The organism is Priestia abyssalis, from assembly GCF_002019595.1.
Lineage (GTDB): Bacteria > Bacillota > Bacilli > Bacillales > Bacillaceae_H > Bacillus_BA > Bacillus_BA abyssalis.
On the sequence record NZ_KV917369.1, the window covers coordinates 2,830,981 to 2,847,882 of the forward strand.

Sequence of the window (16,902 nt, forward strand, 5' to 3'; positions counted from 1 at the left end):
GGGGTTTTTCTTTCATTACTTCGACAAAACTCTTCATTCCCCTGTAATCCCTTGATAGAAAAAGAAGAACGTTTAGGCATCCATCCACATATACTGCACTATGAATTAATCAGATTTAATCATGTTCCCGCCCTTTTTGAGGTTAAAATAGTAGGGTGAAAGGATGAGAGATATGTTTCCCTTCGGAAAGTTTCCATATCATAAATACATGGATCAATTCCTTAAACAAATGAATACAACAGGAATGGATGAACACACGCAAAATTTATTATCTTCCGCCTTTTCAGGATCGATGTCAGATTTTTTTAAAAACCATGATTTTTTTAGGTCTGTTCAGGATAGCGGTTCCAGTTCTGCCCCCCCTTTATCTCGAAAGCTGGATAGCCATGTTTTTGAGACATTGGATCAATGCATCGTCCAAATCAAAATTCCCGATAAATCGATTCTGCAGCATTTAAAAATTTTTCACACCCCTTATCAATGCATCATAGAATGGTTTGATGGAGAACCCCATCGCGAAGAAATCCGATTACCAAGCTCCGTTCGCCGTAAAGGCACAACAGCCATTTACCGAAGCGGTATTCTGGAAATCAAAATGCCAAAACACTCTCATATGCCAATGTCTGAGATCGACGTTCATGATCACGATTAACATGAGCGTCTTTTTCTATACATACATATGAGAAACGAAAAACATGAGGTGATGCGTTATCGAACAGGATAAATTTGAACAATGGCTGAAACATCTATCCGCGAAAGAACGGAGTGATTTTTGGGACCGTATCTTTGACGAGCCATTTGTTGAAGCCTTTACATCCAATGAATCCACCAGTCCGCAAATGGTTCATTCCCCCCCTCCCTTTCCCCCTGTTGATGTGCACGAACGAGACCACCAATTAATTGTGATTATGGAGATTGCCGGTGCCAATCGTGAACAAATTGAGCTTTCAGCAGTAGGAAATCGGCTTGTGATAAAAGGCAGAACCATTTGTCCCCTTTCACAAACGACCATTATTCAAAAAGAAAGGCGGGAGGGTGGGTTTCACCGAGAAATCGATCTCCCTCGAAATATTGAAGATGCCGATTATAAAGCGACGTTTCGTAACGGTCTTTTATTCATCGTCTTCACTTTTCAAGAATGACGCTGGATGTTGTTATAGGAAGAATCTTCTCACTCATCCATCAGGGAAGGAAATAGATCCGCGATCAATATCGGTTCCTGAAAAAAAGATTCCTCAAATAATCGTTCAACGTAAAAGCTGCCTCTAAACTATAAAGGATAAAATCGTGATATTTACTGCACAATATAATTATCTTTTGTAATGTGGGAGTGAAAACAATGCAGCAAATTCGTTGTAATGTATCCAATTGCAGCTTTTATGGAGAGGGAAATTATTGTCAGGCAAGCGAGATCATTGTTCAGGCATCTCCATATTCCTATGATGAACAAGTAAACAATGAATACACAAACGCCATCTTAAACGGCGAAGTCCAAACAAGTGCAGGCCAAAGCGTAGAAACATTCTGCCAAACGTTTCGATCGAGGTATTAAGAAAAGCGGAGCGAGCTCGTTCACACCCCTAGGGCATTTACCCCGCATTAACGGGCAGTAAGACCCCCACTTCAAGAGCTGAGAGAAATCGAAGAAGTCTAAGCGGGGGATAACTGCCCGTAAAAGCCCGATAAGATCAACTAACCATCAGTGGGAAATGAAGAACCCCCACTGATGGAAGTTTCCTTTATAGCTTCTGACAGAGAAACCGCTTTTTGGTTTCGGCGGAAGAGGCGAAATGACCGTAGGGTGTAGCTCGCGCAGCTGGACAACAAGAAAAGCGGAGGCAACTGTTCAGCTCGTGAAGAAAACAGGGATTGATCCATAAGGCGCTTTTTGCCTTATGAGAGCAATCATCGTTTTCACAGCGAGCTAGGAGCCGCAGCTGGACAAAGAAGAAAAGCGGAGGCAACTGTTCAGTAAGGAAGGCCGACTAAAATCGCCGCGTCCTGCGGCAACGTCGGCATGACTCACATCCTGTGAGCCCAAGAAAACAGGGATTGATCCATAAGGCGCTTTTTGCCTTATGAGAGCAATCATCTTTTCACAACGAGTTAGGAGCCGCAGCTAGACTGTAAGAAAAGGAAGCAGAGACTTAGCTCTGCTTCCTTCTTTCTGTCAGTATGCTCATTAACAAAAATGCTATGAGCGAGAACAATACAGGCAGTACTACCGTATGCATACCAAATGGATTCGGCATGAACATGTGAATCAAAATATAGCTCACCATACCGATCACCATCGAAGCAATCGCCCCGTATTTATTGCCTCTGCTCCAATACAATCCGAGGACAATCGGCCAAATGAAGACAGCCTCCAGTCCGCCGAAAGAAAATAGATTAAACCAAATGAGCAGTTCAGGCGGCTTGATTGCAAATAGAAACACGAGAATGCCCACAATCGTCGTCGCAGCAAAGCTCCACTTTTTCACCTGTTTTTCGCTTGCTTCCGGGTTCACATAATTTAAATAGATATCCTTTACAATTGCAGAACTGACGAGCAGCAAAATGGAATCCACTGTTGACATAATGGCAGCCATCGGGGCAGCCAACACGATTCCCGCCAGCCACGCAGGCAGCACTTCCATGGCAAGTAAAGGCATCACCTTATCGCCCTCTTCCACTCCAGGCATGACGGCACGGGCAAAGACGCCCGTTAAGTGCATGCCAAGCATGATGGCCCCCACTACCACTGTTCCGATCATCATCGCCTGATGCATCGCTTTTGAATCACGATAAGACATGGCCCGTACGGCAATTTGCGGTAAACCGACGACCCCTACCCCTACTAAAATCCAAAATGAAGATAGATAAAGCGGTGTAAGAGAACCGTCGGCTCCAAAGGGGGTAATCAACCTCGGATTTTCTTGAACGAGCTCCTTCATGATGGCTTCAACGCCGCCCCCGGCTATAACGGTTCCAATAAGCAGTACTACCGTACCGAACAGCATGACAATCCCTTGGACGGTATCTGTGATTACTACCGCACGGAATCCCCCAATGGCCACGTAAACGAGGACAGAAACGGCGAAAATCGATAAAGCAGCCGGATAGGAAATGCCGACCAATGACTCGATTAAACGAGCTCCGCCCACCCATTGCGCCGCAAGCGAAGCGAATAAAAAAATAATAATGCTGACAGCGGCCAACACTACGACAACTGTACTCTCATAACGATTCTTTAAAAAGTCAACCAGCGTAACGGCTTTCATTTTCCTTGACACAATCGCAAACTTTTTTCCTAGAGTCGTTAAAACGAAATAGCCGGTTACGACCTGTATAACGGACAACAACACCCATCCAAGTCCTGTTTGATAAGCAGTTCCAGGTCCACCTATAAAACTGCTCGCACTGCCATATGTAGCGACCATCGTCATCGCTAAAATAAAACCGCCGAGCTCACGTCCTCCAAGAAAGTACTCCTGAACAAAATTATTGGATGCATTCACTTTTTTGTTCGTCATAAAACCAATGACATACACAACAGCAAGAAAAAGAAGGAGCGGAATCACAACTGCCCAATTCATGATGCATCCCCCTCCTTCTCATCATCAAACGGAAGATCGGTAAAAAAGTGTTTAACCATGAAAATAACTAATAAAACCATGACAATGAACCCAAGAATGCAGCTATAAAAAAACCATGCGGGAAAACCCAATATGTATGTATATTCTTCGACAGGTCCGCCGCCCATTCCGTAGGCGAATCCAAACCACCAAAGAAAATGAAAGACAGCCAATCCGATTCCAATTTTCACTTCTCGATGAGCAATGGGAAAGCGCCAGTCCTTCTCTTGTTGCTTTTTCTTATTTTTCATCCATTTACTCCTTTCTGCACTAAAAGATTATAGTACGTTTTGCCGAAGTGCTCTATCCTTTCCGTTGAAGTTGAAATACTCGAATAATTAAAAAAACAAGACGTGTTCCATTTTACATAATTTTCATAAAACAAGAAACCTTTTCTTTTTATTTTGTCCTTTCTTTTCCTTATTTAATGGCAAAAGGTCAAAGACGTGATAAACTAACAAAGGATTTTGGAAAATTGAGGTGTTTTTTATTAAACGTAAATGGATATGGGGAATCAGTTTCCTTATTGGTTTGTATGTACTCGCCGTTTCTGTTTTCATGTACAGTGCCGCACATGACGCACCACCGAAGAAAGCTGAATATCTCATCGTACTCGGTGCGAAAGTAAACGGCTCTGATATGTCACTCAGTTTATATAACCGGGCAGAGGCAGCTCTTCGCTATTTGCAGAAAAATCCCGAAACAAAGGTCATCGTAACTGGCGGAAAAGGACACGGGGAGCATATTACGGAAGCAGAAGCCGTGGAAACATACTTGTTGGAGAACGGGATTGGGGACAATCGGATTTTGAAAGAGGACAAATCGACCTCAACGTTTGAAAACTTTTTATTCGCTAAAGAATTTATCCCTGACTTACATGCGGATGTCGTCATCGTGAGCAATGATTTTCACTTGTTTCGCGCACGAATGATCGCCAAACGGCTTGGGTACATGAACGTCCACACGTTGGCGGCCCCTACCCCGAATGTCGTCAAAATCCAAACGTATGCACGGGAATATGCAGCGATTTTAAAATCCTATATGTGGGATCGACCGTAAAAAAACGAGAGAAGAGGCCTTTGCCCCATCTCTCGTTTTTCAATGTTCGTAAATCATTTTTCGCGTCATTCCGCCGTCAACCACCAAATTGATACCCGTGACGAAATCATTATCCCTGGAAGTCAGATATAAGCACGCCCGGGCGATATCTTCCGGTTTTCCGACCCGCTTGGACGGATGCTGGTCATGATCAATATCCCTTAGTTCCTCATAATTGCCTGTCTCTATCCAGCCTGGTGAAATGGCATTCACGGTGATGCGGTCCTCGCTGAATGATACGGCCAGTGCATGGGTAAGGGCAAGGATGCCTCCTTTTGTCGCTGCATACGCTTCTGAATTTGGTTCAGACATGGCTGCTCTCGTTGAAGCAATATTGACGATGGAACCTCCCTCCTCATTCTCCTTTATATAACGTGCCGCTTCGCGGGAACAAAGGAATACGCTGCGAAGATTGGTGTTGATGACATCATCCCACTCTTCGATGGTCAGCTCATAAGGAGATTTCCATCTGGATACACCTGCATTATTGACCATAATGTCGATGGAACCATATGTATCATAAGCGACTTTCATCAAACGGATAATGTCTTCCTCTTTCCGGACATCCGTTTGGACAAATATTCCTTTTCCATTTTGCTTGTGTAATTCTTCAACTACATTTTGGCCGGCTTCTTCTGTTATATCCGCAACTACGACATTTGCTCCTTTTTCGGCATATGCTGCAGCGAGCCCTTTTCCGATTCCGTTCGCTCCGCCTGTGATGACGACGACCCGGTCTTTAAATTCCATTATCTTACCTCCTCTGCGAATTGAGTGTCCATTAGCTCATGGACCTCGTTTTCAGTTATCAAAACATAGTAAAAATATATATGATTTTCTCGTCAAATCAAATTAAAAAGCGCTCTCAAATGCCAACTCATGGTATTTAAGGCGCCTTTATTTTTGATGTTCTCTTGTCAGCATTTCCTACAACCCTTTATGAATCATATGATCAAGCGAAAGGGATTACGAAGGGATTACGAAGTTTGCTTTTGAACAGTTCCGTGCGGATCATACAGCCAACGTCTCTTTTTTAACTGGGACGGTTTATGAGCATAATAAACATTGGCGATGGCTTGATCGTCACACACTGAACATTTCCTCCCGCTCGGAGCTTTCTGAATATGAGGCGTATCCAAAACCCGTAACGCTTTTGTGATATGTTTACTGCAGATCCACATTTCCTCCCACCCCTGCCTATTTGATTTTTTTCGAATCCTTTTTGATGGTCTATATGACCGCTTTATTTCGCAGCAGGCACTTCCTGTTTTAATTTGTCCGGTTTTCTCTTTTTCACTTGAGTCGTCGTTTCTTCATCCCAAGAAATCGCAATGTCACCCTTTGTGACAAATGTCTGGCACCCTAAACGATACCCTTTTTCCAGCCATTCTTCGCCTAGTTTTCTGCGCTCTTGCACTTTTACCTTATCCAGGAATTCGGCCCCTTCTTCCGCCTTAAATACACATTGGCCGCAAATTCCCCCTCCACATCGATTCGGAAGATCTCCATCATAACGTAAAGACATTCTAAGAATATTTGAATCTTCCGGTACTTCCAATACTTTTCCACTAGTGACGAAATGAATGTTAGGCATCTGTTTATTCCTCCTTTTTTCTCCTCTTGGTATACAATATACCATGTTTATAATTTTCTGACAATATAAAAATGTGAAAAATTCAATATTTTCACTTATTTTATTGTTTTATAAAGCTCCTATCGATATAATTTTAGGTATACCAAATACACACACAGAAAATTCTGTTATGTATTAGAAAGGCGGAGATGATGGTGTTAAAAGTTGGAATCATTGGATATGGAGCAATTGGAAAAGATGTAGCTCAGTATATAAGAGAGAAAAAGGCGGGAGATGCGGAATTAACGGCCTTGCTCGTTCGCAGCAAAGAAAAGTATCAAGAATTGGAACAGGACGGATATATCGTCTGTGACGACGAGCAAGCATTCTTTCAATTAGGTTTGGATGTCATAGTCGAAAACGCCGGTCATGAAGCGGTCTATCAATATGCGGAAAAAGCACTCTTGACAGGAAGTGATTTTGTGGTCGTGTCTGTCGGGGCCTTCGCTGACGCACAATTGCTGGACCGGGTCCAAAAAGCAGCAGAACAGTACAAAACCCGGCTCATCCTGCCTTCAGCAGCGATTGCCGGGTTAGATCGAGTAGCGGCTTCTATGTTCAACACACTTGATGAGGTAAAGCTTGTAACACGTAAACCGCCGAATGCCTGGCGCGGGACGATCGCGGAAGACAAAGTCGATTTAGATACAGTGGCAGAGCCTGTTTGCATTTATAAGGGAACGGCAAGGGAATCTTCTAAACTATTTCCCGAAAGCACAAACGTATCCGCTGCATTGAGCCTTGCCGGTATAGGGTTTGACGAGACGAAAGTAGAGGTATATGTGGATCCTTCCTTAAAAAAGAACACCCACCAAATCATTGTAAAAGGGTTTTTCGGGGAAGCGGAGATTAAAGTCCAAAACACGCCTTCTGCCGATAACCCTAAATCCGGTTACATCGTTGCCATGAGTATATGCAAGGCGCTTAAGAATCTTACCTCACCTATTTTAATCGGGATTTAATTCTATATACGTTACACGTCACATATTCCTTCCGAAGAGGGACATTCACAATCAGGCATTTAGACAACTTGAATGTGCCCTCAAGGGTTCGTCTAGAAAATTGGGCATGGCCGTTCTTTGGTCATGCCCAATTTTCTAAATCAATTTATATAGATAAAAACAGGCTGCTCAAAAGTCGCAGCCTGTTTCACTCTTTCCCTTTATTTCGTTTTTCTCTCAGTTTTTCAATGTAATTGATATACGCTTTTTTGGAGTTTTCGATATGAATCTTCATTAAATACTCCGCCATTTCCGCTTCTTTATTGCGCAGCGCCTTCATGATTTCGATATGTTCCCGTAATGACTCTTTTCTTCTCCCCGGTGTTTCGTACCCCATATTGGCTGACATATGTATGTAGTCAGTAAGGCCGGATAGAATTTCAAACAATTTTGGACTTTTAGCCGATTTGTTAAGGAGATGGTTCATTTGAATATGCTCACTATTAAAATGTTCTTCGGATTTTGCTTCCAGTTCCATGAGCTGCTCAATTTTTTGGTCAAGCTCTTTTTGTGTTTCCTCATCCATTCTTTGCGCGGCCAGTTTTGCGGCCAGCACTTCCAAAGAAGAGAGAATGGTAAATACTTCAATCACTTCATTTTCAGAAATATTCGAGACGACGACCCCTTTGCGCGGAACGGTCTTTACGAATCCCTGTGATTCTAGGCGAAACAACGCCTCACGGATTGGGGTACGGCTGATGTTCAACTTTGCCGCAAGCTCTCTCTCGATCAACCGGTCTCCCGGTTTATACTCTCCTTCGAGAATGAGCTCTTTTAAATACCGGTATGCATGTTCTCGAATCGATAACAGATTGTCTTCCTTCCACTTCATATCCATCTTCTTCACCTGCTTCTTATAAAATACTCCTATTTCTACCTTCTGAGCGGTCTAACGCATAACAGCGTACAATCGTTGTGTAGTTGGAATAAGTGTAACAACATTTTAACAAAAGAAACATCTATTTTGCTCGATTCAAAAAAATTTTATGTATAATTTATGTAAAAGGCTGGCCTATCAGTCCCCAAAAGGAAGATCATCTTGTTTTTGAACTGAAATGAACCTTCGAATCTCCCTTAATTTTTAATGAATTTTTCGTGACGGTTCACTTTCAGGAGAATGACGGGGAAGCATGATTTCATGCTTCCCCGTCATTCCCTATGAGAGAAAGATTCCTCCGTAAAACAACGCACAAACAATGACAATGGATGGATGAACTTTCAGCTTATTCAACGTTAAATAACTGGCTGCAGCCAAAAACAGAAGATGAAAAATTCCGCTATGCTCAAAGGCTGTCAAAAAGAATTGATAAGCCATGACGGCAAGCAGCACCGCGATGATCGGCTGCACCGATTTCGTCATAAGCTTTACTCTTGGAGAACCTTTAAACAAATCCACAAATTTGAACAGTATGATGACCGCAATGGCAGAAGGAAGAATCGTAGCAGCCAGCGCCAGCACTGCTCCCAACACTCCACCTGCTTCGTAGCCGATAAACCCTGCCATTTTCGTGGCAATCGGACCAGGTAATGCATTCGCAATCGCTAAAACATCACCGAACTCCCGTAACGTCATCCATCCATATTGATTAACGACTTCATTTTGCAGTAATGGAATGATAGCGGGTCCCCCGCCGTATCCTAATAAATTAGCAATGAAAAAGGCCAAAAAGATCTCCCAATAAATCATACACTCTTTTCCTTTCTTTCCATCATGACATCGCCAGACTTAGCAGAAGCCTTCTCTTTACGCACCGCAATAATAAAAGCGGATAACAGGGAAACGGCAATCAATATGCCTGGATGAATGCCGAAAAATTGGATAAGCCCTAAAGAAACGACGGATAATGTCAGCATTTTGGATAGTCCGAACCCTTTGCGGCCATTCTCGAAAAATCGATAAGCCATCTCTGCCAGCATAAATCCGATGACAGGAGTGACCCCTTGAACCATGCCGCTGACAAACGGAGACTCCCGAAACGCATAAAGCACGCCCAACAAACCAAGCATAGCAATGATGGACGGGAGAATATGGGCAAGGATCGCTACCGTTGCACCTATCCCCCCCTTTACTTTATACCCGATATAAGCTGCCATTTTTGTAGCAATGGGACCTGGCAGCGTATTGGCTAATGCCAAAATTTCCCCAAATTCTTCTTCTGTCATCCATTTATATTTTTGGACTGCCTCGTACTCAATCAATGGAATGGTAGAGGGGCCGCCGCCATATCCAGTCACACCTGTACGAGCAAACCCAACTGTCAAATCAATATAAGGTTTCAATCCAATCTCCTTCTTCCTTCGACAAGAATGATACTTTCTTTTCAAAAAAAAGGACCTCATGTCGCCTTACGATGTCACAAAGCCTGAGGTCCTGCATTCTTTATTTTTTTATATCGGCGTCTGTAACGACTTCAAGTCCGTCTTTTTCTACATAGGTTTGCAAGGCTTGTAAAGCTGCCGTTCCGACCGCTGTATCCTGCTCCCCATTTCCGCCGCTGACCCCGATTCCGCCAATCACTTCCCCGTTGACAACAATGGGAAATCCTCCAACAAAAATCGCAAACTTTCCAGGAAGCATTTGCTGGATACCAAACGCTTCATTGCCTGGAAGTGCAGGACCATTCGGCTCTGTATTGAAAAGATGGGTAGAACGTTTATGCCCGGAAGCCGTGTAAGCCTTGGCGATAGCAATTTCAGGTCCGGTAATGCGGGCACCGTTCATTCTTTCAAGCGCAATGACATTTCCGCCGTCATCCACGATAGCAATCGTCTCCAAAACATTGATTTCTTCCGACTTTTTCTTGGCCGCTTCAATCATTAATTTCGCTTCTTCTAATTCTAACTTTAAAACGGTTTTCATTTGGATTCCCTCCTAATTTTGATTTTCTTATATATCCCACTTCATAACTCGACACGCCTTCGTTTTATCAAGAAATATTCACAATTGGCGACCCAGACACCTGGAACCCGCCCTCAAGGGTTCACCTATGCGGATGGCGCCAACCCCGGAAGGGGGGTGACAGCCGCTTAGGTCTAGAACGTTCTGCATGGCCGTTCCATGCGAACGTTCTAGATCGATCTATATAGATAGATTAATAGCCTACATATACGGTTTTGACTTGTGTAAAAAACTCTAACCCTACTCTTCCCGATTCACGGAATGTAGAAGTACTTGACTTTTTCAGTCCCCCAAATGGCGCATTGATCAAGTTCCCCGTCGTCGTCCGGTTCACCTTTACCGTTCCGGCCTGAATCTCTTTTGTGAATTGATGTGCTACCTTCAAGTTATTTGTGATGATGGAAGCTGATAATCCGTACTCCACATCATTGGCGATGGCCATCGCTTCTTCATACGTTCCCACTTCAATGACCGCTACGACAGGACCAAAAATCTCTTCCTTCGCAATTCTCATATCAGGTGTCACGTTTGTAAAGATGGCTGGCTGCACATAAAATCCTTGCCCATATTGCCCTTCTGTCAACTGTTTGCCTCCATATACGAGTGTTGCGCCGTCTTCTTTTCCGTATTCAATATATTTCAACACATTTTTTAATTGTTTTTCGTTTGCCAGCGGACCGATTTTCACACCATCTTCAAAGCCGTTTCCGATTTTCAGTGCACTTGTCTTTTCAATCAGCTTTTGGACGTATGCTTCCTTCACTTCTTTCAAGACGATGACACGGCTCGTTCCTGTACATGCCTGGCCTGTTAATGAAAATCCTCCGTTAACAGTTAACGTTGCAGCTAATTCGATATCTGCATCGTCCATGACAATAATCGGATTCTTTCCGCCAAGCTCCATTTGCGTACGGGTTGTAAACGAAGACTTCTTATGGATATCTTCGCCTGCAGCCGTCGACCCTGTAAACGTGACAGCTCTTATTGCCGGATGTGTCACTAACAGATCGCCAACTTCTGAGGCTCTTCCAGTGACAAAGTTGATGACACCTTCCGGAATGCCGGCGTTATGTAATGCCTCAACAAGACGATAAGCAATTAATGGAGTATCAGATGAAGGCTTAAAAACAACAGTATTACCCGTAATCAATGCTGGAGCGATTTTTCTTGCAGGAATAGAAATTGGGAAGTTCCACGGAGTAATGACGCTTACGACCCCAAGCGGTTCTCTTTCTGTCGAAACTTTCATGTTCGGATCATCGTTCGGGAATGTTTCACCCGTAAAACTTTGCCCTTCTACTGCATAATAACGGAGGGTTTGGGCAGAACGCAGCACTTCATTTTTAGCATCCGTCACATGCTTTCCTTCTTCCCTCGTCAACTCTTCCGCCAGCTTCTCCACGTTTTCTTCAAGAATGGCGGCAGCTTTATTTAAAATGGCAGCTCGTTTGGAAGGAGCTGTTTCAGCCCATTTCGGAAAGGCTTGACAGGCCGCTTCGATTGCCTGCTGTACATCTTGTTCATTCGATGCCTGGAACACGCCTACAATGTCTTCTTGATTGGCCGGATTCACACTTTGAAATGTTTTACTGCTCCCTGACTCAATCCATTTTCCGCCGATAAAGTTATGGAATGTTTCTACTTTTGTCGTTAGCAACAGTCCTCATCCTTTCCGTTTAATCATGTGCTTTCCTTTTTTGATAAAGAAATAGGCCGCCATGAAAATCACGATTTTACCGGATACACTTGACGGCCCATTCCATCTATTTTTTTGTGAGCTTGGCTTGTTTCGCTTTTCTTGTTGTCCAGCTGCGCGAGCTACACCCTACGGTCATTTCGCCTCTTCCTCCGAAACCAAAAAGCGGTTTCTCTGTCAGAAGCTATAAATGCCCTATGGGTGTGAACGAGCTCGCTCCGCTTTTCTTGTTGTCCAGCTGCGGCTCCTAGCTCGTTGTGGAAATGATGATTGCCCTCATAAGGCAAAAAGCGCCTTATGGGTCAATCCCTATTTCCCTCACGAGCTGAACAGTCGCCTCCGCTTTTCTTTTAAGCGTTAATCAGTGCGCCAAGGTCTTGTTCTAAATACTCTCTCCATAAGCCGTCCATGTACATGCGGCGCATTTTCGCTCCGACACGAACGATTTCTAAGCAGCGTTGCTGTAATTCTGGTGTATCCGCATGTTCAAGGACAATTTTATAACCGCGTTCGCCGTGGATTTCATCCGATACGATGTGTAAGTCGAAAAATTCGATTTCTTCATCTGTGAATCCGTATTGTTCACGTAAAGCAGGTGTTTGTTTGCGATAAATATCAGGAACTTGGGATTCAAGGCCTACTACAAGCGCCGCTGTTGCAACAACGAAGTGCTCGCGTGCAGCAACCGCATAACACCAGCTTTGAAGACCTAATGTCGTTGGAGCCATATTTTTAGGATCGATGACACGTTCAGCCGTTGTTCCACATGCCTCAGCAAAGCGGATTAATAAATCAGTATGGCGGTCAGCTGCAATTTCTTCTTCGTACATATTTTGTAACGTAAAGTCTTTTGCATCTGTATATTTCGGATCGTTTGGAGTGTTGGAATAAATGTACGCTAAGTAATCAGCGAATGGTCCTACATAATGGTAATGATTTTCTGCCCATTTAGCGAAGTGTTTTCTTTCTAATTTTCCTTCAGCCCATGCGACTGTAAAAGGAGCCTTTTGACTATGATTACCTTTGATTGCTTCCTCTAATTCTTTACGAAATTCATCTTTTGATAATAATACTGTCATCCTTAATCTCCTCCTCATGTTTTATGTAGGCTTTTCAACAAAAACTTTGGTGTTTAATATTTTGTATACCAAATAGATTTAAAAATAAAAGGCTATTGAAGTTTTTTGCTGTTCAATATTCCTTTCATGTTGTCTTTGAATCTATTTGGTATACCATTTGATTATATAGTAACCTATCTTTTTCTGTTTGTAAATAAAATTTTTAGAATTTTTTTAACTTTTTAAATATACCAATAGTGTTAATCTACCAAATAAAAACAGCAACGATCGTGGCGACACACATCCCTATTACAACGGGACCAAAATTCTTCCTGGCAAGGTCCAATACCGGCACCCCACAAAATCCTGCCACCGCCACAAGGGATGACCAGGCAATGATTGTCCCTCCACCAGTCCACACTGAACCGATTTGGCCGATGGCTCCTAATGTACCAGCATCAATGCCCGATGTCGCCATCGCTCCGGAAAGAGCACCTACTAACGGTAATCCTGAAAAACCTGAGCCATCCAATCCTGTAATGATTCCGACAATTAAAATTAAAAAGGCGGTTACAATCGGAAAGTCTGGTATACCAGCTTGAATTGCTCCATGTTGTGCTGTTTGAATCAAATCAAATAAAAAGGCCGGCTTCGCTGCATCTTCAGGCAATGATAAAATTGAACCGGTAAAATCTGAGCTGCCAAGAAAAAAGAAACCGGCAATTGGAATGACAGGACCCATCGCGCGAAAAGCGAATACAAATCCTTCAGTTAAATGATCGCTAATTTTATCGAGCGCATCGAGCCTCTTAAATGCAACAGATGCCAAAATGAGTAAAACTGTTGCAACACCGCCGATGAAAGCTGCTCCATCTCCGCCTTCAAAGCCGCCCGAGTTCGACCCGAGCTTCGTGGAAAACATAAAGATCATGACAGCAAGCAATGACAACGGGACTAAAACGGCGAATAATTTACCCCATTTTTCTGTTTCCTTGTTTTGCGCTGCTCCTTCCGCAGCAGCCGCTATCTCATTTTCCGCCGATTCGACATTAGCCATACCGGTAATGGATTGAAGCTCTTGTTCTGCCACTTCACTATTCGGTTTGCGGATTTCCTTTCGGAACAATAAGTAAGACATTCCGATGGCAACCCCGCCTGTAATTAATGAAAGAAGCAGTACTTTGTCTGCAACAGCCCCTGTTTCAATTCCTGCTGACTTTGCTGTAAGCATTGGAGCAACTTGCATGATGTAATCTGAAGATAGTGCCATACCTTGACCTGCAATAGATACCGTAACGGCCGCGGCCATAGCCGGTAAACCTGCCCGGATAGCTGCTGGCACAAGCAATGCACAGATTAAAGGCACTGCTGGTGTCGGCCAGAAAAACAATGAAATGACGTACGTCGTTGCTAATAGGACCAAAAAAGCAATATGTCCATTTTTCATTACCTTTTGAATCGGAGCAATCATTTTTTGATCGGCTTTCAAATCTTTTAATGATTGCAATAACGCTACCATAAAGGTGATGATAAGAAAAATATTGAACAATTCTTTTGCCGCAACCAAGTTGGCGTTAAACATTGCCTGGAATCCACTTACAAGTGATCCCTTATACATACAGGCAACTAAAAACGTTCCTACAAGGGTGGGAAGAACGACTCCTCTTTTAAACAGCATGGTAACGATGACGACGACAGTTACAACAGCATACATCCAATGGGCAGCAGTCAACTCCAAATCTCTTCATCCTTTCTCATTTTTTTATATTTATTAAAAGAGATATTTCTCTCTCAATAACGATTAATAAAGAGATTCTACTTGCAAATTCAATAGTTGCTGGAGTTCTTTCGCAAGGTTGTCCAATGCTTCCTCAACAATCTGTTCGCCAATTTCCCGGCTCGCTTTTGTTGCGTCTCCGATGCACCCGTTGGATGTCATTTCCTCATAGCGGTAAAAACCTTGAAGGGCTTTTCCTGGCCTCAGCTGTTTCCATCTTCCCGACTCCTGAATATTTCCCTTTGTGATCTTGTCAGGACGGACGAGGTGCGGAGCCAAGTACAGCGCTTCTGAAACCTCCCGTTCACAGCTATGACCAAATAACGGAGATGTAATAAAAGCTGAGATAGCTTTTTTAGCGGATGCAGTTGTTTTGGCATAATAAATGTCCACATTCATTTCTTCTGTCAACATGCTTGATGCAACATTCAATGTTGATTGGTTGCCTCCATGTGAATTAAGAAATAAAAATCTCTCGATGCCGTGGTGTTTCAAAGATGAAATCATATCTTTTAAAATGGCAATCAATGTAGTCGGCTGCAGGGAAATCGTTCCCGGAAAATTCATATGATGAGCGGAAACCCCCATGTTGACGGTAGGAGTAACAACAACGTACGGGAATAACCTTTCCCCCAATTTTTCAGCCATCTTTTCAGCAAGCACGGCATCACAGCTTTCCGTCATATGGGGGCCATGCTGCTCATGTGCTCCAATCGGGATGATGGCAAGCTGAACAGTTTTTAGTGCTGCTTCTACCTCTTCCCATGTCATACTGGTTAATACATAAGATTTCATTCCATTCACCTGCCTTATTTTTTGTTAGCGCTTTCAATAAGAGTTTCCTCTTTCGATTATCCTCATTGAGCGGTGTTCTGCAAAAGAAAGGATCTTACCCTATAGGTATTTTGTATACCTAAAAAGTTTAAAAAATAAAAAAGCTATTCAGATACAGTAGTGGTTGCTTTCTTTGGAGGTTTAATTACACCATGTTCTTGTGATAATTCGATATCTTGTTGAACGGTAAATTGACAGGCTAAGCGGAATCCCTCTTCAACCTTATCTCCCAGCATCTTCTTTTCCTTCCAGTTTGGGGGTGCCAACCCTTCTGCTCCAGAGATAACCTGGCATGAACATTTCGTACATCTGCCCATTCCACATCCATACTTTAATTGCGGAAATTGACGAGTGCCTGCTAAAACAACTAAATTAGCATTCTCTTTGACTTCTTGTTCGACAACAGTTCCATCAACATGCAATGTTACTTTTGGCATACAATCACTCCTCTTCCATTTTTTCTAAAAATTATGAAATTTTACTAAATTATAAACTACCTTTCTCGAAAATGTAAACCTTCTTTTTGATCGCTCAAAACATTTTAACTAAGGATCGATGCTTTCTTCTATATTTCTTATTATACAGAGCCCCCTCTATATTTCCCTATATTTGTCAGAAAAACTGACATATTATTTAAGTTATATTATTCTCTCTATTTTTCGATAGTCCTTTTAATACAGAACTAAAAAATTAATTAAAAATTTAGAAAATAATATTGAACATATAAGATTGATAGTATAAACTAATCAATAAAAGAATATGGTATACAATGTGCCATTAAAAGTGGTGGTGAATGCCGATCCAATCTAAAAACTAATGAATCTTATTTTCCCCTCGTTTTTGATAATCCTTATTGAACATCACGAATACATCATTCATTTCATCCAGCAAAATATCATTTTAATGTTGAACCAGTATTATATATGAAGGAGTGTTGAGCATGGAAAAATATATTGTATTAACAAATAAAGACACATTTCAAACGGTTATTGATAACGAAGGATTAGAGCCTGTAGAAACATACCATTTCTATTTTTTCGATCAATTAAAAGCAAAGTATACCATCGCTAAAGTGCTTGATGACGATATTAAAATCCAACTATTTGAAAAATATGAGGAAAAAGAATATGTGAACCATATTCGCGTGAAATTCTTCGAAACATTTCCAACGATTGAAGGAGCACGTGAAGAGTTATATGAAATAGTCAAAGCATCCGGCAACAGCGAAGATTCCAAATACTCCAAACTTGTCAAGTCAGAGCAAGCGGCTGTTTAAAGACTTAGGAAAT

Annotated in this window: 19 protein-coding genes; 6 read left to right on the forward strand and 13 right to left on the reverse strand. The window is 42.5% G+C overall.

Annotated elements, in window-relative coordinates; translation table 11 throughout:
* The first annotated feature begins 163 nt into the window (after positions 1-163).
* The 3 genes from BK575_RS13535 to BK575_RS13545 all read left to right on the forward strand — a co-directional run bounded on the left by BK575_RS13535 (position 164) and on the right by BK575_RS13545 (position 1,552).
* The gene (locus tag BK575_RS13535) at positions 164-652 is read left to right on the forward strand and encodes an Hsp20/alpha crystallin family protein (protein ID WP_235867386.1); all 489 of its coding nucleotides are present in this window, start codon (positions 164-166) and stop codon (positions 650-652) included.
* A 187-nt stretch (positions 653-839) separates the two neighbouring features.
* Positions 840-1,142: an Hsp20/alpha crystallin family protein gene (locus BK575_RS13540; protein ID WP_078410843.1), complete on the forward strand. Its 303-nt coding sequence runs from the start codon at positions 840-842 to the stop codon at positions 1,140-1,142.
* Positions 1,143-1,339: 197 nt separating this feature from the next.
* Positions 1,340-1,552, forward strand: a complete 213-nt coding sequence (locus BK575_RS13545; RefSeq protein ID WP_078410844.1) for a DUF1540 domain-containing protein — start codon at positions 1,340-1,342, stop codon at positions 1,550-1,552.
* Positions 1,553-2,147: 595 nt separating this feature from the next.
* On the opposite strand, the gene panF is transcribed toward BK575_RS13545, so the two are convergent.
* Entirely contained in the window at positions 2,148-3,578 is a 1,431-nt protein-coding gene (panF, locus tag BK575_RS13550; RefSeq protein ID WP_078410845.1) for a sodium/pantothenate symporter, read from the reverse strand.
* Entirely contained in the window at positions 3,575-3,868 is a 294-nt protein-coding gene (locus BK575_RS13555) for a YhdT family protein (protein ID WP_078410846.1), read from the reverse strand. Before BK575_RS13555 ends, panF begins: the two co-directional genes overlap by 4 nt.
* A 229-nt stretch (positions 3,869-4,097) precedes the next feature.
* Here BK575_RS13555 and BK575_RS13560 point away from each other — a divergent pair, with 229 nt between their 5' ends.
* On the forward strand, positions 4,098-4,676 hold the full coding sequence (locus BK575_RS13560; protein WP_235867387.1) for a YdcF family protein: 579 nt from the start codon (positions 4,098-4,100) through the stop codon (positions 4,674-4,676).
* A 39-nt stretch (positions 4,677-4,715) separates the two neighbouring features.
* Here the strand turns inward: BK575_RS13560 and BK575_RS13565 are convergent, their stop codons facing one another.
* Positions 4,716-5,465 (reverse strand): SDR family NAD(P)-dependent oxidoreductase, encoded by a 750-nt coding sequence (locus BK575_RS13565; RefSeq protein ID WP_078410847.1) that lies wholly within the window; start codon positions 5,463-5,465, stop codon positions 4,716-4,718.
* 493 nt (positions 5,466-5,958) lie between these two features.
* Positions 5,959-6,309 carry a 2Fe-2S iron-sulfur cluster-binding protein gene (locus tag BK575_RS13575; protein ID WP_078410849.1) on the reverse strand — a complete coding sequence of 117 codons (351 nt, stop codon included), beginning with the start codon at positions 6,307-6,309 and terminating at the stop codon, positions 5,959-5,961.
* A gap of 188 nt (positions 6,310-6,497) precedes the next feature.
* On the opposite strand from BK575_RS13575, the gene BK575_RS13580 reads away from it, so the two are divergent.
* Complete coding sequence (locus BK575_RS13580) at positions 6,498-7,310, forward strand: aspartate dehydrogenase (protein ID WP_235867388.1); 813 nt, start codon at positions 6,498-6,500, stop codon at positions 7,308-7,310.
* Between the two features lie 187 nt (positions 7,311-7,497).
* Here the strand turns inward: BK575_RS13580 and BK575_RS13585 are convergent, their stop codons facing one another.
* The 9 genes from BK575_RS13585 to BK575_RS13625 all read right to left on the reverse strand — a co-directional run bounded on the left by BK575_RS13585 (position 7,498) and on the right by BK575_RS13625 (position 16,050).
* Positions 7,498-8,187: a GntR family transcriptional regulator gene (locus tag BK575_RS13585; protein ID WP_078410850.1), complete on the reverse strand. Its 690-nt coding sequence runs from the start codon at positions 8,185-8,187 to the stop codon at positions 7,498-7,500.
* A 318-nt stretch (positions 8,188-8,505) separates the two neighbouring features.
* The gene (locus tag BK575_RS13590; RefSeq protein WP_078410851.1) at positions 8,506-9,036 is read right to left on the reverse strand and encodes a chromate transporter; all 531 of its coding nucleotides are present in this window, start codon (positions 9,034-9,036) and stop codon (positions 8,506-8,508) included.
* A complete protein-coding gene (locus tag BK575_RS13595; RefSeq protein WP_078410852.1) occupies positions 9,033-9,629 on the reverse strand; it encodes a chromate transporter in 597 nt (198 codons plus the stop codon). The genes BK575_RS13590 and BK575_RS13595 overlap by 4 nt, the downstream gene beginning before the upstream one ends.
* Positions 9,630-9,729: 100 nt before the next feature.
* Positions 9,730-10,209 carry a GlcG/HbpS family heme-binding protein gene (locus tag BK575_RS13600; RefSeq protein ID WP_078410853.1) on the reverse strand — a complete coding sequence of 160 codons (480 nt, stop codon included), beginning with the start codon at positions 10,207-10,209 and terminating at the stop codon, positions 9,730-9,732.
* Positions 10,210-10,441: 232 nt separating this feature from the next.
* Positions 10,442-11,908 carry an aldehyde dehydrogenase family protein gene (locus BK575_RS13605; RefSeq protein ID WP_204524906.1) on the reverse strand — a complete coding sequence of 489 codons (1,467 nt, stop codon included), beginning with the start codon at positions 11,906-11,908 and terminating at the stop codon, positions 10,442-10,444.
* Between the two features lie 386 nt (positions 11,909-12,294).
* Entirely contained in the window at positions 12,295-13,023 is a 729-nt protein-coding gene (locus tag BK575_RS13610) for a TenA family transcriptional regulator (protein ID WP_078410855.1), read from the reverse strand.
* Between the two features lie 244 nt (positions 13,024-13,267).
* Entirely contained in the window at positions 13,268-14,740 is a 1,473-nt protein-coding gene (locus BK575_RS13615; RefSeq protein WP_078410856.1) for a hypothetical protein, read from the reverse strand.
* A gap of 63 nt (positions 14,741-14,803) precedes the next feature.
* The gene (locus BK575_RS13620) at positions 14,804-15,574 is read right to left on the reverse strand and encodes a creatininase family protein (RefSeq protein ID WP_078410857.1); all 771 of its coding nucleotides are present in this window, start codon (positions 15,572-15,574) and stop codon (positions 14,804-14,806) included.
* Positions 15,575-15,717: 143 nt separating this feature from the next.
* Positions 15,718-16,050 carry a 2Fe-2S iron-sulfur cluster-binding protein gene (locus BK575_RS13625; RefSeq protein WP_078410858.1) on the reverse strand — a complete coding sequence of 111 codons (333 nt, stop codon included), beginning with the start codon at positions 16,048-16,050 and terminating at the stop codon, positions 15,718-15,720.
* A gap of 503 nt (positions 16,051-16,553) precedes the next feature.
* Between BK575_RS13625 and BK575_RS13630 the strand changes: the two genes are divergently transcribed.
* Positions 16,554-16,889 carry a hypothetical protein gene (locus BK575_RS13630; protein ID WP_078410859.1) on the forward strand — a complete coding sequence of 112 codons (336 nt, stop codon included), beginning with the start codon at positions 16,554-16,556 and terminating at the stop codon, positions 16,887-16,889.
* Positions 16,890-16,902: the final 13 nt, after the last annotated feature.